We start from the raw sequence: 15,732 nt of genomic DNA, 5'->3' as shown, positions 1-15,732 counted from the left end.
TTATAACTTCATCAAATTCTTACATGGATATACAACAAACGCTATCAGCCAAATATTTAACAATGAATAAAACGCTACTCAAAAAGACCTCTTTATGCATATTCTTTTCTTGCATAGTAACTTTAGTTTCTGCCCAAATTACGATACAGGGAAAGATTTTAAATGCCGAAACCAAAAAGCCTGTTGAAAATGCAAGTGTATATTTTAATAATACCCAAATTGGTGCAACAAGCGATGAAAAAGGGCAGTTTAAATTATACACCAAAAGACTTTATAGCGACCTGGTGATTTCTGCTATTGGCTACGAAAGTAAAACCGTTAATACCAGTGCTAACCTTACCAATTACACCATTTTGCTAAAAGAAAAAACCAATAGCCTTATGGAAGTAACGGTAAGTACTGGTAAAAACGACTGGAACAAATGGGGAGATCTTTTTTCTATGCTTTTATTGGGTAACAATCCGTTTAATCGGCGTAATTGTAAAATAATGAATCCGAACGACATTAAATTTTATTATGATGAGGATAAACAATACCTGGAAGTAATAGCTGAAAAGCCCATCCTGATCAAAAATAGTGCTATGGACTGCCTCGTGCATCTGGATATTTATGAGTTTGGTTATCACTTTACCGATGATAACCTTACCTACAGCTCTTACGCTTATTATGATGGTTTTGGCAATAAACCAAATAAAAGCAGACAATTAGCGATCAAGGTTAATTATTTAGGATCAAGGATGCATTTTTATAGAAGCTTGTATGCAAATACGCTCGAAAAAGAAAACTTTCAAGTATACCGTTATACCGCTGTAAAGAATATAGAGCGGGAAAATGTTTTCAGAGCTGTGCAACAATATAGAGCGGCTAAAATGGCGGCTGGGCGAACCGGCAATGCGTTACTTAAATTATCAGATAACCCTGATTCGGCCTCGTATTATAAAAAAGTATTGATGCAAAGCAGCATTTTAAAGTGGGATACCTCGAGGGTGGATTACAAACAGTTTTTGAGCTTCGATAGCCTAAATCACAAAATGACGTTCAAGTTTAATGATACACTTATGGTGGTATATAAACGAAATCAGAACATGCTGGGAGGTTTAACCATGTTGCGTTTGGGTGCAATTAAAGAGTTATCAACTGTGGACCTAAAAACACTGTTACATTTAACTGATAAAGAAGGTGTAGAGATAGATCCTATGGGATACGTAACACCAAACTGGTTATTGATGACCGGTGATATGGGAAACAGGAGGCTCGCTGAGCAACTTCCTTACGATTTTATATATAGCCCTTAGCCCGGCGGAACCGCACTTTTTAAATCCATCACGAAGTAGAGGTCTAGGTATATTGCATTTATTTTTTATAACTTCATAAAAAAATCTAATTATGCAATACACCATTTACATTATAGCTGTGGTAGGATTTATCATCCTGCTGAGCTCCTTTGTTACTGTTAAACAGGGAACCATTGCGGTGGTAACCGTTTTCGGTAAATACCGCCGCCAGTTAAGACCGGGCTTAAACTTTAAAATTCCATTAATAGAGCAGATTTATTCTCGTATTTCCATTCAAAACCGTTCTGTGGAGCTATCCTTTCAAGCGGTAACGCAAGATCAGGCCAATGTATATTTTAAGGCCATGCTATTGTATTCTGTGGTGAACCAGGATGAGGAAACAATTAAAAATGTAGCTTTTAAGTTTGTAGATGCGACCAACTTAATGCAGGCATTAATCAGAACCATCGAAGGTTCGATTAGGGCATATGTGGCCACACAAAAGCAGGCGAATGTTTTGGCGCAGCGTAACGAAATTGTACTTCATGTGAAGGAACAGATTGATCAGGTTTTAGACGGATGGGGTTACCATCTTCAGGATCTTCAATTGAATGATATTACTTTTGATGAAGAAATTATGCGTTCGATGAGTCGTGTAGTAGCTTCAAACAACTTAAAGGCAGCGGCTGAGAATGAAGGTCAGGCATTATTGATTACCAAAACCAAAGCTGCCGAAGCGGATGGTAATGCAATCAAGATTGCGGCTACGGCCGAGCGTGAGGCTGCACAGTTGCGCGGGCAGGGTATTGCTTTATTCCGTGCCGAGGTTGCACATGGGATGAGTAAAGCCGCTCAGGAAATGGAGCAAGCCAATCTGGATATTTCGGTAATCTTATTTACCATGTGGACGGAATCGATTAAACATTTTGCAGAGAATGGTGATGGAAACGTGATTTTCCTTGATGGAAGCAGTGAAGGCATGAACAGGACCATGAAAGAAATGATGGCCATGCAGTTAAACAAACAGACTGAGCCAACCGCGAAGAAGGGCTAATGCTTTAGTGTTGTCAGATGTTACCATCTGAGAGTTAATATAAATAAAAAGATAAATGTCGTTCAGTGTAGGATAGAAATATCCGATACCACGAGAAAATTGCCTTTAGAGTTGTCAACTTTCTAGCAAATTGGTTATTAAAGTTGACAACTCTGAAATCCAATTACAAAAAAGGCCGCTTTAGTTTTGCTAAAGCGGCCTTTTTGTTGAATATATTTCTTTTTAGTTATTCTTTGGCATCACACCTAAGTTCATCACATAGTTGCCAGATTGCTGCATAAAATCGCCCATTACTTTTAACGATTCATCTTCTATAAAATCGAAAGCATCTTGCTTGGTAATTTTATCTCCTTTTTTAATGGCAGGCAAGCCTCTCAGCGCTCTTAATTCATTCTGTCTGGCAAGTGTTTTAGCTTCCTGCGCATCGCGCTCTGCTTTAAGTTTTGCTTCGTTTAAAGTTACAGAAACTTCAGTATCGCGTTTTTTAAGATCCGCAATATCTTGTTTCAGGTATTTAAAATCCAACGAATTTGCAATACGCTGTTCGCTATTTTTGATTAACTGTGCTTTAACAGGAGTCAGATTTGCAACCGGTTTAAAGCTTGAGCTTGGAATAACGTCCCATGGTAACGCTGATGATTCAGTGTCTTCACCAATTTTATCCATCGGATAAACTGAAGGGAAAACAACGTCAGGTGTTACACCTTTATGCTGCGTGCTGCTTCCTGCTACACGGTAAAATTTAGCCATGGTTAGGTTAATCTGTCCTAAATTAATATCAGCCGGATTTGCTCCGCTTGGCGAAGTGCCAACTGTTTTATCTTTAGAAATTAATCCGGCTACTCTTTGCAACATACTTGGGTTCACCAGTTTGTTTAAATCGATAGAAGACTGAACGGTACCTTTACCATAGGTTTGGCTACCCATAATAATACCACGTCCATAATCTTGTATTGCTCCGGCAAAGATTTCAGATGCTGATGCGCTTAAACGGTCTACCATCACGCCAAAAGGGCCATCCCAGGCTACACCGCTGTTTTCATCTTCATCTACTTCAATTTTACCGCGTAAATCTTTTACCTGAACAACAGGTCCTTTATCGATAAATAAACCCGTTAATGAAATGGCTTCAACTAATGAACCTCCACCGTTTCCGCGTAAATCCATTACAATGGCATTTACTTTATCATAGGTTTTTAACGAATCAATTAATTTTCTAACATCACGGGTAGTGCTTTTGTAGTTTTTATCACCTGCATTAGCGGCTTTAAAATCAGCATAAAATGCTGGAAGGGTGATAATGCCGATTTTATAATCTTTACCATTGCTATTAATGGTTTTAACTTTTTTCTTGGCCGATGTTTCTTCTAAAACAATTTTATCGCGAACTAGATCGATAATTACCGGTTTAGACGACATTTCTTTTCCAACTGGGATTACTTTTAAACGCACCTTGGTTCCTTTCGGACCTTTAATTTTAGATACGGTGTTATCCAATCTCCAGCCTACCACATCTACAAATTCTCCATCACCCTGTGCTACGGCAATAATGCGGTCGCCAGCACTTAATTGTTTGCCTTTAAATGCAGGTCCGCCAGCAATAATTTCAGAAATTTTAACGACTTCGTTTTCTAATTGTAAACGGGCACCAATGCCTTCGAAAGAACGAGACATATCTTCGTTAAATGCTGCTGCATTGGTTGGGTTAAAATAATTGGTATGTGGATCAATAGATTCAGTAAAGGCATCCATCAAAATCTGGAAAACATCCTGATTATTGGTTTTTGAAGTCTGCGATTGTAGGTTCTGATAACGTTTAGTTAAGGTTTCTACGTTCTTGGCTTCTGCAGTGCCAGCCAGATTTAAATTAATCAGTTCGTATTTAACACGTTTTTTCCAGGTATCATTTAAGGCTGCTGAAGAAGTTACCCAAGGCTGTTTCTCCCTGTCGTAAACATAGCTGTCGGTTTGATTAAAATCGTATTTGGTTTTAATCTGTGCTAAAGAATAGGTGAAATATTCGTTTAACCGTTTGGCATAAACGTTATAGATGAAAAACGGACCACTTAGATCACCATTTTTGAAATCATCATCCAAAGTATATCTGTATTTTTCAAATTCTTTGATATCTGAAGCCAAAAAGTAATTTTTGCCCTGATCCAGCGACTTGATATACTTATCTAAAATAATCGAAGATATAGAATCGTTGATCTGAATTTTTTTATAATTATAACTCTCGATCAAATTGACAACCTCTTTTATCACAAGTTGTTGCTGCTCGTCTGGTTTCACATTGGTAACACCCTCAACCATTGGCTGAGTTTTAGGTGCAGCATGACAAGCAAGTACTGCCGCAGTAAAAATTACAAAAAATATTCTCTTTAACATCTCTTTAAATGATTTAAAATCCATTTCCAATTCTATATAGCCAATATGATACCATTTTAGCAAAAAAACAAAAAAGAGACAGCATTATTACCGTCTCTTGTTAAAACTTTATCAAATCTAACTAAAAGCTTTTTATTTAACAATTTCTTATGTAGAACGTTGCGCGTTATTTTTTGTTTTGATTGACACTCAAAATTTGACCATTTACAGACCTTTAAAGCCTATATGATGGGTAATGTAGTAAGATTTACGGGAAAATAAATATTTAAATTAGCTAGGATTTACCTTTTTGCTGGTGGTTTTGCTGGCAATCATTTCTCTGGCATCTTTGATTTGTGCCTTGTATTGCGTGCTTTTGATGGAGTTGGCCAGCCATTCAGCCGATTTCAGGTCTCTCAGTGCAAGTGTAAAATCTTTCTTTTTAATTTTAACCTGAACAATACCTAAAATGGATTCAATGTAAGAATTATTGCTTTTTAACTGTTTTGCCAGAATACCTTGCTGTGTGTAAAACCACATGGATTGGGTGTACTTGGTATTGGCCAGGTAAACTTTGCCCAAAAGATTATACGTGTTCATTACGCCAGCTCTGTTTCCGGTTTTAGAATAATTTTTTAACGCCACATTTAAAAGAATCTGCTCCGCATCCGTGAAACGCCCAAGTTGATAATGCATACTGCTCATCTTGATAACGGCCTGTCCGTACCTGTTGAAGTTTTTTACGGCATTATATTCGAAAGCTGCTTTGCCAAATAAGGTGAGGGCTTCGTTGTAATCGCCTTTTCGCTCTAAGTCTTCTGCTTCCTCAAAAAAAGAATTGCCGTCTTCCAAATCAAATTTAGATACTGCAATATTTATAGCACTACCATTAGGTTCTTGGATCTCAGATTTATCTATGTTTTGAGCTTGTAGTTGTAATGATGCAAAAAGGCCGATTAAAGCCAATACAATCTTGGTCATGCAACAAAAATAATACTTTAAATCTAATTTTAGCTAAATACCTGTAAATTAACATCAAAAGATGCCCAAACCATGTATGGATGCGAGTCGCAATGATATACTTCGCCTGCCGCAGAAATGCCTATAATGCCTGCAAAGCCATCAAAAGCTTTCAATTCGGCAAAGGATTTGTCTGACGCTTCCTTTAAAGAAAATCCATCCGTAACTCGGGTTACAATTTTGGCGGCTAAAGCACCGCTTACAATATCTTCACCTACCCCGGTACAGGAGATACCTGCATATTGATTAGCGTAGTTGCCGGCCACGGTTGCAGAATCGCTTACCCGGCAAGGGATTTCGAAACCTTTTCCGCCGGTGGAGGTTGCTGCTGCTAAATTTCCATCTGCATCAAGTGCTACACAGCCTACGGTTCCTTTATTGTTTTTTTGGTTCAATTTAGCTTCGTATTCTGACTGGCGCTGCGCGGTAATCGGGTTGAAATATTCAAATCCATTTGCTCTTGCAAATTGTTGTGCGCCATCACCACTGAGTACCCGGTCATCATAAGGTAACAGGTGTTGTGCAATTTGTATCGGATTTTTAACCTCCTCTACATTAATGACGCCACTAAATTTTTCAGTTTTACCATCCATTAAGGCTGCGCTTAACCTCACCTTTCCATCGCTTTGGATCTGCGAACCAATACCAGCGTTAAACAGCTCATTATCTTCCAGCAAAGCAACGGTATAAACCACGGTCTCTAAAGCGGTATGTGTTTTTAGATATTCGTGTCCGAGCGTAACAATCGAAGCTAATGCATCTTGTTTAGCTTTTTTTGTTTCCTGGTTGGTAGACGATTCGCTGAAGAAGCCGCCATGTATGATTAGTTTCATCTGCTGGATTTGAGTATTGAGACATTTAATAGGCTTAGGCCTTAAACCCTAAACCTTCCACCTTAAACCTTTTTAGGCTATCGGAACAACCTTTGGATGATGGATCACTAAACTATGGTCTGTTAAATCATAAACGTCGCCATCGCACATGACGTGTACCACCATGTTTTTAATGGAAACAGGTTGTCCCATTTCTACATCAGTTAAATTGGTGTCGGCCATATTACGGCCATCTACTAAAATTACCATACCAGAACCAATGGCTTCCATGGTATGGCCATCAGAGATGAAAAGTCCGGTATCTTCGCCAAGCCCAATGCCTAAAATACCAGGATTGCTGGCAGCGGCATATAACAAACGACCAATTCTGCCGCGTTGAACAAAGTGTGTATCTACAATAACATCATCAATAAAGCCTAATCCACCGGTAATTTTAACCTCTCCCTTAAGTAAGGCATCCTTACTGCTGCCCTGATAAATCATGTTTTTAGAACTTGCCGCGGCTCCAGCCGAAGTACCTGCAATAACCACGGGTTCATTTCTATATTTTTCTAACAGGATCTGGTGGATTTTTGTTCCGCCAAAAATTGACGAAAGGCGAAGCTGATCGCCACCGGTAAAGATAATGACCTCTGCGGCTTTGATACGTTCATAATTTTCATCTGAATTGGCTTCTTCGCGATTGGTAATATTAAGTACACCCACATTATGCACGTCTAATTGTGCATAAGCCTTGATATACTCTTCGCCCACTTTTTCGGGCATTAACGATGCTGTGGTGATGATCTCGAAGCGAGATTGGGTATCTCTTAATGATTCGGTAGTAATCCGTTTTAAAATTCCACGCTCAAAAAAATTCATGTTATCAGGCAGTCCAAATTGCGTTTCTGCGAAGCTACCTGTATTTATTGCGCCACCAATGATGATGAGTTTACCTTTCGGAACCATTCGTTGTGTATTATAATTGTATCAAAAAACCCAAATATATAGGCTTAAGATAAAAAACACGACTTTTTTTGTCAAGAATATTCAATTTATTAACAAAAGTTAAAATATTATAACATAAAATTAACGCTGTTGTGCTTGAAAGTAAAACAAATAGGCGTTAAAATTGATTTAGGTAAATGGGACGCCTAATTTCAAAATAAATGCATAATTTACAGTCATCAATTTCATTCTAAAAATTGAGTTAAAAAGGCCATCCCAAACGCTTGTTTAAATAAAAAACGAACAAAACATTACATGAAGATATCAAACATACAAGTATTAAGAGGGCCAAATATATGGTCAATTAGCCGGAAAAAATTAATCCAGATGCGCTTAGATCTGGAAGATTTGGAGCAAAAGCCAACCAACGTAATTGAAGGGTTTAGTGAACGGATAGAGAAATTGTTGCCCAGCATGTTTACACACCGCTGTTCTAAAGGCGTAGAAGGCGGGTTTTTTACACGGGTGAAAGAAGGAACATGGATGGGGCATGTAATTGAACATATTGCTTTAGAAATCCAAACACTGGCCGGGATGGAAACTGGCTTTGGCAGAACACGTCAAACTAAAACGGAAGGTATTTATAATGTGGTATTCAGTTACCTGGAAGAAAAAGTTGGTGTTTACGCTGCTGAAGCTGCAGTTAAAATTGCCGAAGCCCTGATTAATAATGAAGAATACGATTTAGAGCACGATATCCGCAGGATGAAAGAAATCCGCGAGCTGGAAGCATTAGGCCCGAGTACAGGCTCTATTGTGGAAGAGGCCGTAAGCAGAAGTATTCCCTGGATCAGGCTGAATAAAAGTTCGTTGGTACAGTTGGGATATGGTAAAAACCAGGTCCGCTTTAGGGCAACCATGACCGAAAAAACCAGTAGCATTGCCGTAGATATTGCCAGCAATAAGGAAGAAACAAAACGTTTGCTTACCGAAGCGGCCATTCCGGTAGCTTCTGGAGTAACCATTTCAAATCCTGATGATCTGGAAGCATCCGTTAAAAAAGTTGGATTTCCTCTAGTTTTTAAACCACTTGATGGCAACCATGGTAAAGGTGCAACCATTAATGTGAAAACGATGGAAGATGCTGTTGCCGCTTTTGAATATGCCAAAACCTATTCGAGAAAGGTAATTATAGAAAAATTTATTACCGGATTCGATTTTCGTGTGCTGGTAATCGATCATAAAGTAATTGCTGCCGCGCAACGCGATCCTGCACATGTTAAGGGGAATGGAATTCACACCATTCAGGAGTTAATTGATAAGGAGAATGAAGATCCACGCCGTGGTTATGGTCACGAAAATGTGTTAACCGAAATTGCTGTTGACAGGGATACCTTGGATTTGCTGGCCAAAAAAGAATATACCTTAGAAACCATTCCTGAAAAGGGAGAAGTGGTTTATTTAAAATCTACCGCAAATTTAAGTACAGGTGGAACATCTATCGATGTAACCGATATTGTACATCCACAGAATATTTTTATTTGTGAAAGGATTTCGAGGGTAATCGGATTGGATATCTGCGGTATCGATATTATGGCGCAGAATCTTACCCAACCCTTAACCGAAAATGGCGGGGTGGTTTTAGAGGTAAATGCAGCACCTGGATTTAGGATGCACTTGGCACCAAGTGAAGGTTTGCCTCGAAACGTAGCTGCGTCGGTTATTGATATGCTTTATCCGCAAGGAAAATTATCACAAATCCCAATTATTGCAGTAACCGGAACAAACGGAAAAACCACTACCACGCGATTAATCGCGCACATTATCCGTAGCAATGGTAAACGCGTAGGTTTTACCACCAGTGATGGGGTATATGTGCACAATACGATGTTGATGAAGGGTGATACCACCGGGCCGGTAAGTGCCGAGTTTATTTTAAAAGACCCGACAGTGGAGTTTGCCGTACTGGAAACTGCCCGTGGTGGCATTTTAAGAGCAGGGCTGGGATTTAATGCCTGTGATATTGGCGTAGTGACCAATATCCAGGAAGATCACCTGGGTATTTCTGATATTCACAATCTGGACGATTTAACGCGGGTTAAAGCTGTTGTGATTGGGGCAGTGCGCCGTAAAGGCTGGGCGGTATTAAATGCCGATAATGGTTATTGCGTTCGTATTGCCAAAGACGCCCGTTGTAATGTGGCTTATTTCAGCATGGATGAAAATAATCCTGTCGTTAAAGAACATTGTAGAAAAGGCGGTATCGCAGCTATTTATGAAAACGGATACATTACCATTAAAACCGGCGACTGGAAATTAAGGGTAGATAAAGCCACCCATATTCCTTTAACTTTCGGTGGGTCTGTAAACTTTATGATTCAGAATGTGCTTGCAGCAACGCTGGCAACCTATTTATGGGGTTATAAACCTGAGGATATCCGTTTATCGTTAGAAACATTTATTCCTTCAGCAGCGCATACACCGGGAAGGATGAATATTTTCAGGTTCAAAGATTTTAAAGTACTAGTCGATTTTGCGCACAACCCGGATGGATTTAATGGCGTAAAAGGTTTCTTACAAGGGGTTGAAGCTACTGAGCATGTAGGTATTATTTCGGCAACCGGAGATAGAAGAGATGAAGATATTATCGAAACTGCCCGTATTTCTGCACAGATGTTTGATAAAATTTATGTTTGTCAGGAGAAATATCTCCGTGGCAGACAACAACAAGAACTGGTTGATCTGCTGGTAAAAGGCATCAAAGAAGTTGATCCAAATAAAGAAATCATCATCAATAACAAAAGTACTGAGTGTTTGCAGATTGCGATAGAAACCGCTAAAAAGGGTTCTTATTTAACAATTTTAAGTAACACGATCGATAATACAATTCAACGTGTTACCGAACATTTAGATCGGGAATTGGAATCTTAGTTTCATTAATTTACATCACCACCAATCGTCATTTCGAGCGGAGTGCAGCGCAGTCGAGTACCACGTAGTACTCAGCGAAGCTAAATCTAAATAGATAGATCTCTCCGTTCCGCGTTGCTCCAGTCGAGATGACGGTACATAATAAAAAAAGCTCCTTCGATTAATTAATCGAAGGAGGTTTTTCCGTTTTTATATTTAATTCACCTATGCCTGCGCATCACGTAACCTTTTAATTTCATCATGCGATGTTCTTAATGATGCCTTTTGGTCTGAAATTAAATCTCTGATATTTGAAGGAATACCTTCTTCTTCCAGTGCCATTTTGTATGCATTTTGAGCAGCATCTTCGCCAAACTCACAATTGTTTAAAACGGTTTTACGATCATGACCAGTAAATAATGCTTTAACATCCATCCAGGCCCTGTAAATTTTACCCGAATTGGTCGTTCCTGTTTCAATATCTTCGCCCAATGCCGCCACCTCAGTAGCCAAAGCCATTTTATATTTTTGACTTTCGCCTATCATATTTAAAAATAAGGTTTTTAAATCAGCGTCTCCGTCTTTTAATTCCTGACGCGCTTTTTCATAACCTTCAATACGGTCGTTATTAATTTGAATGAGGTCGTTTAATGTCTCTGCTGTTGCTGTTGTCGTTTTCATGTTTTTTATTTTTATAGTTTCGATGTTATATAAGCAACATGGCCAATTAAAAAAAGGTTTGTCATTTTTTTAATTGTCTACAACAACAAGCTATATCAGCTCATTATGATGATCTACCTGAATGGGTGGTGGATTAATTATTTTTTTGAAAAATATTGCGCCAGCTTTTCTTTTACAAAACGCCTGACACGGGTTACCATATTTCCTTTCCGTTTAATCAAAAAGCTTTTGATGGCTTTGTAAGCTATGGGATCTTCAGCTATTACGGTTGGAAATTCGACAATTGGTTTGGGGTTGATAATGACGTTATAGATGTCGTTTATTCCTGAGTGTACACCTGTGCCATCATGCCCAATATTGTTTACGAGTGATTGCGAAGGATTAAGTGTGATGCCTCCTTTTAGAAAGATAGAAGCATACCATCTTATGGCCCAGCTGTTGTTTTTCCCTTTCTTAAACTCCTGCATCTGTTTCCAGAAATTCATTTTATTATCGATGGAAAATGCCGTTCTTTTCTTTTTATCAAACTGTTTTATCAGAACGTCAATATCGGGTTCGAAGTTTTTCCATGCCCTTCCCCATGTGGCCCAGCCCCAGCTTGTGGCTGCCCTGTAGAAAAAAGATTGCGAAAGTTTATCTGATTTTAAGGGATACATGTAGGCTCCGATATGCATTACCTTTTCCTCTTCGCGGTAATGGTTTAAAGCATTGTTGAAATAGGCTAAAGTATGTGGAGAGGTAACGAGGTCATCTTCAAAAACAATTACCTGATCGTGTTCTGCTATTAATTGGCTTACACCTGCAATTACCGAATTGGCTAAGCCTGCATTGGCCTTACTTTCGATTACCTTAACCGATTTAAAACCTTCTGCTTTTTTAATGATCTTTCTTACCGCAGCAACTTTTTCTTCATCCTGCACGGTTTTGGCACCATCGGAAAAGATATACAGATGACTCTGTGCAGCCAATTCATTTTGTTGCAGGAATTGTAACGTACGCTCGGTATGCTGCGGACGGTTATATACGAAAAGTGCTATTGGGGCAAGGTTTTGCATTTTTGTTTATAAGTTAACCATATCAATAAATTGGCCAATTGTTGTCGCCCATCGTCATTTCGACTGGAGCACCGCGGAATGGAGAAATCTACAAATTAAGAATCAAGTGAAGATTCTCGGCTTCGTTCCAATCGCTCAAAATGAAGATCTTCCAACGTATATGTTAAATTACCTAAAATATATGTAAGTTATGGTCAGATTTTTTGGTTAGCACGGTATAGGCATTAGCAAATTGCTCTTGCTTTTTCTTCCCAAACCAGTTACCTAAAGTTTTCTTGATCTGGTATTCGAGCTCGATTTTTAAGTTTTTAGCAAACGTTTTTGGTGCTTTTCTATTGATAAACTCATTAAACTTTACCGTTTCTGGTGCAGTCATCGATACTTTATCTTCTAAAATTTCTAAACCTTCACTCTGCAACAAAAACCTTAAAGAAGTAGGCGTGTACATGTTAATGTGCCCGTAATCCAGAAAATGTTTCATTCTTTGGTCTACTCCGAAACGATAATCTTTAGGTACTTCTACTACAATATATTTGGCTACTCTTTTCAATTCACGGATCAGGATTCTTTCGTGTTCTACATGTTCTAAAACGTGCGCAAGAATAATCAAATCAAAAGTATCATCTTCATAAGGAATTTTGTATCCATCAAAAGTCTGCGCTTCTTTTAAACTAGCAAGGTTACGGTCTTTTATAATGTCGACACCACTTTGTGCAATTTCTAAAGCATACAATTCTGGTGCGAAATGCCATTCATTTAAAAAATGTAAAATACTGCCATCTCCGGCGCCAACCTCGAGCACTTTTTTAGGTTTTAATCCTTTGCAAACATCAATAATGTTTTGTGCTTTATATTTTGCACCGAGCATTCTCCATGCTACATCACTATTGGTATAAAAATTATCGTATGCCGTTTTTACTTCTTCGCTTAACATGATGCGTACTGATTTAAATACCTAAACAATTATCCTGCTTGTAAAAAACTGAGGTTGCTTTTTCGTAAAAAAGACCTGGTGAAATCCCACTGAAGCTGATTTCTTTAAATCCCTGAGCCTTTAAAAGCACACGGGCAGGATTATACACTTCACGCTCACTATCATCCAAAACCAATACACCATTTGCTGATAATGCCGCTACACTATACTTGCAACAGTTTACACGATCACGCCCATCAACAATAATAATGTCGAACTTTTTATCAAGCAAGGTTGCTTTTTTAGCATATTCTCCATCTTTTTCCAATTGGCAGAAGATCATTTCGGCATTGGCCGGACTTGTATTTTTAACTTTATCAAACCAGCCTTTATCGTGCTCTACAGAAGTCACTGAGCCAGCTCTTTCGGCATAAAAAATAGTAGAACTGCCAGAGCCATACTCGAAAATATGCTGTGTTTTGTTAATGCGTTCCTTAATAAAGTCGATAAAAGAATAGGTTACCCAAGGCAATGCTTTCCCCTGACCGTCTACTGCCTGTTTTTTATCAAAAGCCGTGAACCAGCCAATGCTGTTCAGGTAGCCTTTATGTCCGTATGATAATAATGCCTTAAGCCTGCCTGGCTTAGCAATTAATGTGGTTAATGCTTTAAGAGTACTCAACGTTTAAATATTTTTTGAAATGCGGTGACCAAAAATAATGATTTTAACATCATTATACCCTGTTGTCTGGTTTTAGGGATTAATAAAAGGTAAAATGTAGATACAAAGCAGGCTATAAGGGTAGCAACTGATGCTCCTACACCGCCATATTTTGGAATTAACCAAAGGTTTAGCAGAATATTGACTATAGCACCTGCGGCTGTTCTATAAAATGAGATTTTTGTAAAGCCCTCGGCAACTAAATACTGAGAACTTGCAGTACCCAGAAATACAAAAATCCCCGACCAGATATGAATGGAAAGCATAGGGCCAGCGCCATCATATTTGCCTCTGTAAATAAGGTGAATAATATCTGCAGCAAAAAAGCTGATAAATAAAGCAACAGGTAAACTTATAAAAATTAGTAAATCGTAAAGGTTTTTAAGCCGCTTTTGATAACGGTCTAGATCTGTTTTTCGGGCATTTAATAAAGCAGGGAATACAGAGGTAACAATTGCAACCGGAATGAAATACCATGCCTCGCTGAGGTTTTGTGCAGAACTGTAAATCCCGATGGCTTTACTGCCAATGCTTTTTAGCATCACCACGTCTATCTTCATGTAAATGGAAACCATTACCGCCGAAAGGATGAGCGGCGATGATTTTCTTAATAAGGATTTCGCTCGTTGTTTGTCAAAACTCCAGTTGAAAATACTAAAGCCTCGTTTCTGATAAACAATTATCAGGCCTGCTGCCAAGATCAATCCTTCTAAAACATATGCGAAGACTATATAGATCAAGGGAAGCGACAAAACAATGATAGCTATTTTAATTATTGAAATTGTAACCAGACATACATTCTGGACCTGTACAACGTATTTGGATTGTACTTGAGACTGAAAGTATGCATCAATAACATTAAATGATTTAAAAAAAGATGCGAAAGCAAGTAGACCAATAAGTAAGGTTAAGGGAGTGCCGGGATTTGATGATAAATTGTGGCTGATTAAGTAAATACCAATTGCAATAGGGATAAGCAAGCCGTTTGTAGCTATTCTGAGCCATAATGAAGTCCCCAGAATTTCATCACGCTTATTCGGCTCCTGAATAATTTCACGGATAATGAAAGTATCAAGACCTAAGGCGCCTACTGCAGCAAGTATTGCCACCAAAGACAATCCAAAACTTAAATCTCCAAATAAAATAGGGCCTAGGTAGCTTGTAATTAATACGTTTACAATAAGGCTGAGCCCCTTGCCAAATATGACCCATCCCGTATTTTTTAAATACTTGTTAAATGCTTCTTCGTCAAAACCTTTTATGGCGGGTAATTTCATTAACGCAAAGATGTAAAAAAATGTGCGTTAAGTTAGATAGGCCAAATTCAAAATATTTTAATGCGTTAATTACATGAAGTATGTCCTATTATTTTCCTTCACTTTTTGTCTCCAGTGCTTTTGTTTCTGAAGTTTTAGAGTCAGGAGCTGGAACAGGTGTCGTAGTTACAGCCTGGGCAGGTTTGCTATTTAAAGGTGCACCAACAGCAATATCACACCTATGGTTAGGCTGTCCGTGAGGTGGGTTCAAGCCCTTCCCTGTTTTTATCGCTACCGTTTGTTTTACTGCAGGCTGTGTGGTCACGATCTGGGTGGGTTTGCTATCTAAAGGGGCGCCAATCGCAATATCACATCTGTGGCCTGGTTCTCCATGTTTAGGATTTAATTTTTTACCTGAGGTATTTACTGGTGGTGCCGGAACAGTTACGGGTTGCGGACTAACACTCTTTTGTGGTTGAACTGCCGCTGTTTGGTTTAATGGTGCACCAACCGCTAGCGCACAGGTATGCCCGGCATCGCCATGTGGTGGATTAAAAATAAGGTTGGTTTTGGCAGTTTGTACTGCGGGTTGAACAGCATTGCTTTTCTGAAGGCCTTGTATCCCGGTAGGTGTTGGAATAACCGCTTGAGCAGTTTCTTTCTTTTCGCTATTACAGGCGCAAAGTATAGTTAATGCGAATAAGTAAAAAGCAGTTTTCAT

13 protein-coding genes are annotated in these 15,732 nt (G+C 38.8%); 3 read left to right on the top strand and 10 right to left on the bottom strand.

Annotation, left to right across the window (positions count from 1 at the left end; all coding sequences use genetic code 11):
* Positions 1 to 62 precede the first annotated feature (62 nt).
* The gene (locus tag AC04QZ_RS08925) at positions 63 to 1,295 is read left to right on the top strand and encodes a carboxypeptidase-like regulatory domain-containing protein (protein WP_478357481.1); all 1,233 of its coding nucleotides are present in this window, start codon (positions 63 to 65) and stop codon (positions 1,293 to 1,295) included.
* Between the two features lie 91 nt (positions 1,296 to 1,386).
* Positions 1,387 to 2,328, top strand: coding sequence for an SPFH domain-containing protein (locus tag AC04QZ_RS08920; RefSeq protein ID WP_057930724.1), 942 nt, complete (start codon positions 1,387 to 1,389; stop codon positions 2,326 to 2,328).
* 222 nt (positions 2,329 to 2,550) lie between these two features.
* Here AC04QZ_RS08920 and AC04QZ_RS08915 read toward each other — a convergent pair whose 3' ends face one another.
* The 4 genes from AC04QZ_RS08915 to AC04QZ_RS08900 form a co-directional block, all read right to left on the bottom strand.
* Positions 2,551 to 4,716, bottom strand: coding sequence for a carboxy terminal-processing peptidase (locus AC04QZ_RS08915; protein WP_478357480.1), 2,166 nt, complete (start codon positions 4,714 to 4,716; stop codon positions 2,551 to 2,553).
* A 270-nt stretch (positions 4,717 to 4,986) separates the two neighbouring features.
* Complete coding sequence (locus tag AC04QZ_RS08910) at positions 4,987 to 5,676, bottom strand: hypothetical protein (RefSeq protein ID WP_086548179.1); 690 nt, start codon at positions 5,674 to 5,676, stop codon at positions 4,987 to 4,989.
* Between the two features lie 29 nt (positions 5,677 to 5,705).
* Entirely contained in the window at positions 5,706 to 6,548 is an 843-nt protein-coding gene (locus tag AC04QZ_RS08905) for an isoaspartyl peptidase/L-asparaginase (RefSeq protein WP_478357479.1), read from the bottom strand.
* Between the two features lie 72 nt (positions 6,549 to 6,620).
* Positions 6,621 to 7,496, bottom strand: coding sequence for a cyanophycinase (locus tag AC04QZ_RS08900; RefSeq protein WP_086548177.1), 876 nt, complete (start codon positions 7,494 to 7,496; stop codon positions 6,621 to 6,623).
* A gap of 294 nt (positions 7,497 to 7,790) precedes the next feature.
* Between AC04QZ_RS08900 and cphA the strand changes: the two genes are divergently transcribed.
* Complete coding sequence (cphA, locus tag AC04QZ_RS08895; protein ID WP_478357478.1) at positions 7,791 to 10,406, top strand: cyanophycin synthetase; 2,616 nt, start codon at positions 7,791 to 7,793, stop codon at positions 10,404 to 10,406.
* A 204-nt stretch (positions 10,407 to 10,610) separates the two neighbouring features.
* Here the strand turns inward: cphA and AC04QZ_RS08890 are convergent, their stop codons facing one another.
* The 6 genes from AC04QZ_RS08890 to AC04QZ_RS08865 all read right to left on the bottom strand — a co-directional run bounded on the left by AC04QZ_RS08890 (position 10,611) and on the right by AC04QZ_RS08865 (position 15,732).
* Positions 10,611 to 11,066 carry a PA2169 family four-helix-bundle protein gene (locus tag AC04QZ_RS08890; protein WP_086548175.1) on the bottom strand — a complete coding sequence of 152 codons (456 nt, stop codon included), beginning with the start codon at positions 11,064 to 11,066 and terminating at the stop codon, positions 10,611 to 10,613.
* 137 nt (positions 11,067 to 11,203) lie between these two features.
* A complete protein-coding gene (locus AC04QZ_RS08885) occupies positions 11,204 to 12,121 on the bottom strand; it encodes a glycosyltransferase family protein (protein ID WP_478357477.1) in 918 nt (305 codons plus the stop codon).
* A 172-nt stretch (positions 12,122 to 12,293) separates the two neighbouring features.
* Positions 12,294 to 13,055: a class I SAM-dependent methyltransferase gene (locus tag AC04QZ_RS08880; RefSeq protein WP_478357476.1), complete on the bottom strand. Its 762-nt coding sequence runs from the start codon at positions 13,053 to 13,055 to the stop codon at positions 12,294 to 12,296.
* Between the two features lie 13 nt (positions 13,056 to 13,068).
* Positions 13,069 to 13,716, bottom strand: coding sequence for a class I SAM-dependent methyltransferase (locus tag AC04QZ_RS08875; protein ID WP_086548171.1), 648 nt, complete (start codon positions 13,714 to 13,716; stop codon positions 13,069 to 13,071).
* Entirely contained in the window at positions 13,713 to 15,032 is a 1,320-nt protein-coding gene (locus AC04QZ_RS08870; protein WP_478357475.1) for a flippase, read from the bottom strand. The genes AC04QZ_RS08875 and AC04QZ_RS08870 overlap by 4 nt, the downstream gene beginning before the upstream one ends.
* 88 nt (positions 15,033 to 15,120) lie before the next feature.
* Positions 15,121 to 15,732 carry a hypothetical protein gene (locus tag AC04QZ_RS08865; RefSeq protein ID WP_478357474.1) on the bottom strand — a complete coding sequence of 204 codons (612 nt, stop codon included), beginning with the start codon at positions 15,730 to 15,732 and terminating at the stop codon, positions 15,121 to 15,123.

The organism is Pedobacter folensis, assembly GCF_056490665.1.
This window is presented reverse-complemented; position numbering and strand designations above follow the sequence as displayed.

What these genes read in the sequence shown, in the direction of transcription:
- AC04QZ_RS08885 (WP_478357477.1), bottom strand. Translation starts at nt 12,121, where the DNA reads ATGCAAAACCTTGCCCCAATAGCACTTTTCGTATATAACCGTCCGCAG.
- AC04QZ_RS08865 (WP_478357474.1), bottom strand. Translation starts at nt 15,732, where the DNA reads ATGAAAACTGCTTTTTACTTATTCGCATTAACTATACTTTGCGCCTGT.
- AC04QZ_RS08890 (WP_086548175.1), bottom strand. Translation starts at nt 11,066, where the DNA reads ATGAAAACGACAACAGCAACAGCAGAGACATTAAACGACCTCATTCAA.
- AC04QZ_RS08915 (WP_478357480.1), bottom strand. Translation starts at nt 4,716, where the DNA reads ATGTTAAAGAGAATATTTTTTGTAATTTTTACTGCGGCAGTACTTGCT.
- AC04QZ_RS08905 (WP_478357479.1), bottom strand. Translation starts at nt 6,548, where the DNA reads ATGAAACTAATCATACATGGCGGCTTCTTCAGCGAATCGTCTACCAAC.
- cphA (WP_478357478.1), top strand. Translation starts at nt 7,791, where the DNA reads ATGAAGATATCAAACATACAAGTATTAAGAGGGCCAAATATATGGTCA.
- AC04QZ_RS08910 (WP_086548179.1), bottom strand. Translation starts at nt 5,676, where the DNA reads ATGACCAAGATTGTATTGGCTTTAATCGGCCTTTTTGCATCATTACAA.
- AC04QZ_RS08920 (WP_057930724.1), top strand. Translation starts at nt 1,387, where the DNA reads ATGCAATACACCATTTACATTATAGCTGTGGTAGGATTTATCATCCTG.
- AC04QZ_RS08900 (WP_086548177.1), bottom strand. Translation starts at nt 7,496, where the DNA reads ATGGTTCCGAAAGGTAAACTCATCATCATTGGTGGCGCAATAAATACA.
- AC04QZ_RS08880 (WP_478357476.1), bottom strand. Translation starts at nt 13,055, where the DNA reads ATGTTAAGCGAAGAAGTAAAAACGGCATACGATAATTTTTATACCAAT.
- AC04QZ_RS08870 (WP_478357475.1), bottom strand. Translation starts at nt 15,032, where the DNA reads ATGAAATTACCCGCCATAAAAGGTTTTGACGAAGAAGCATTTAACAAG.
- AC04QZ_RS08925 (WP_478357481.1), top strand. Translation starts at nt 63, where the DNA reads ATGAATAAAACGCTACTCAAAAAGACCTCTTTATGCATATTCTTTTCT.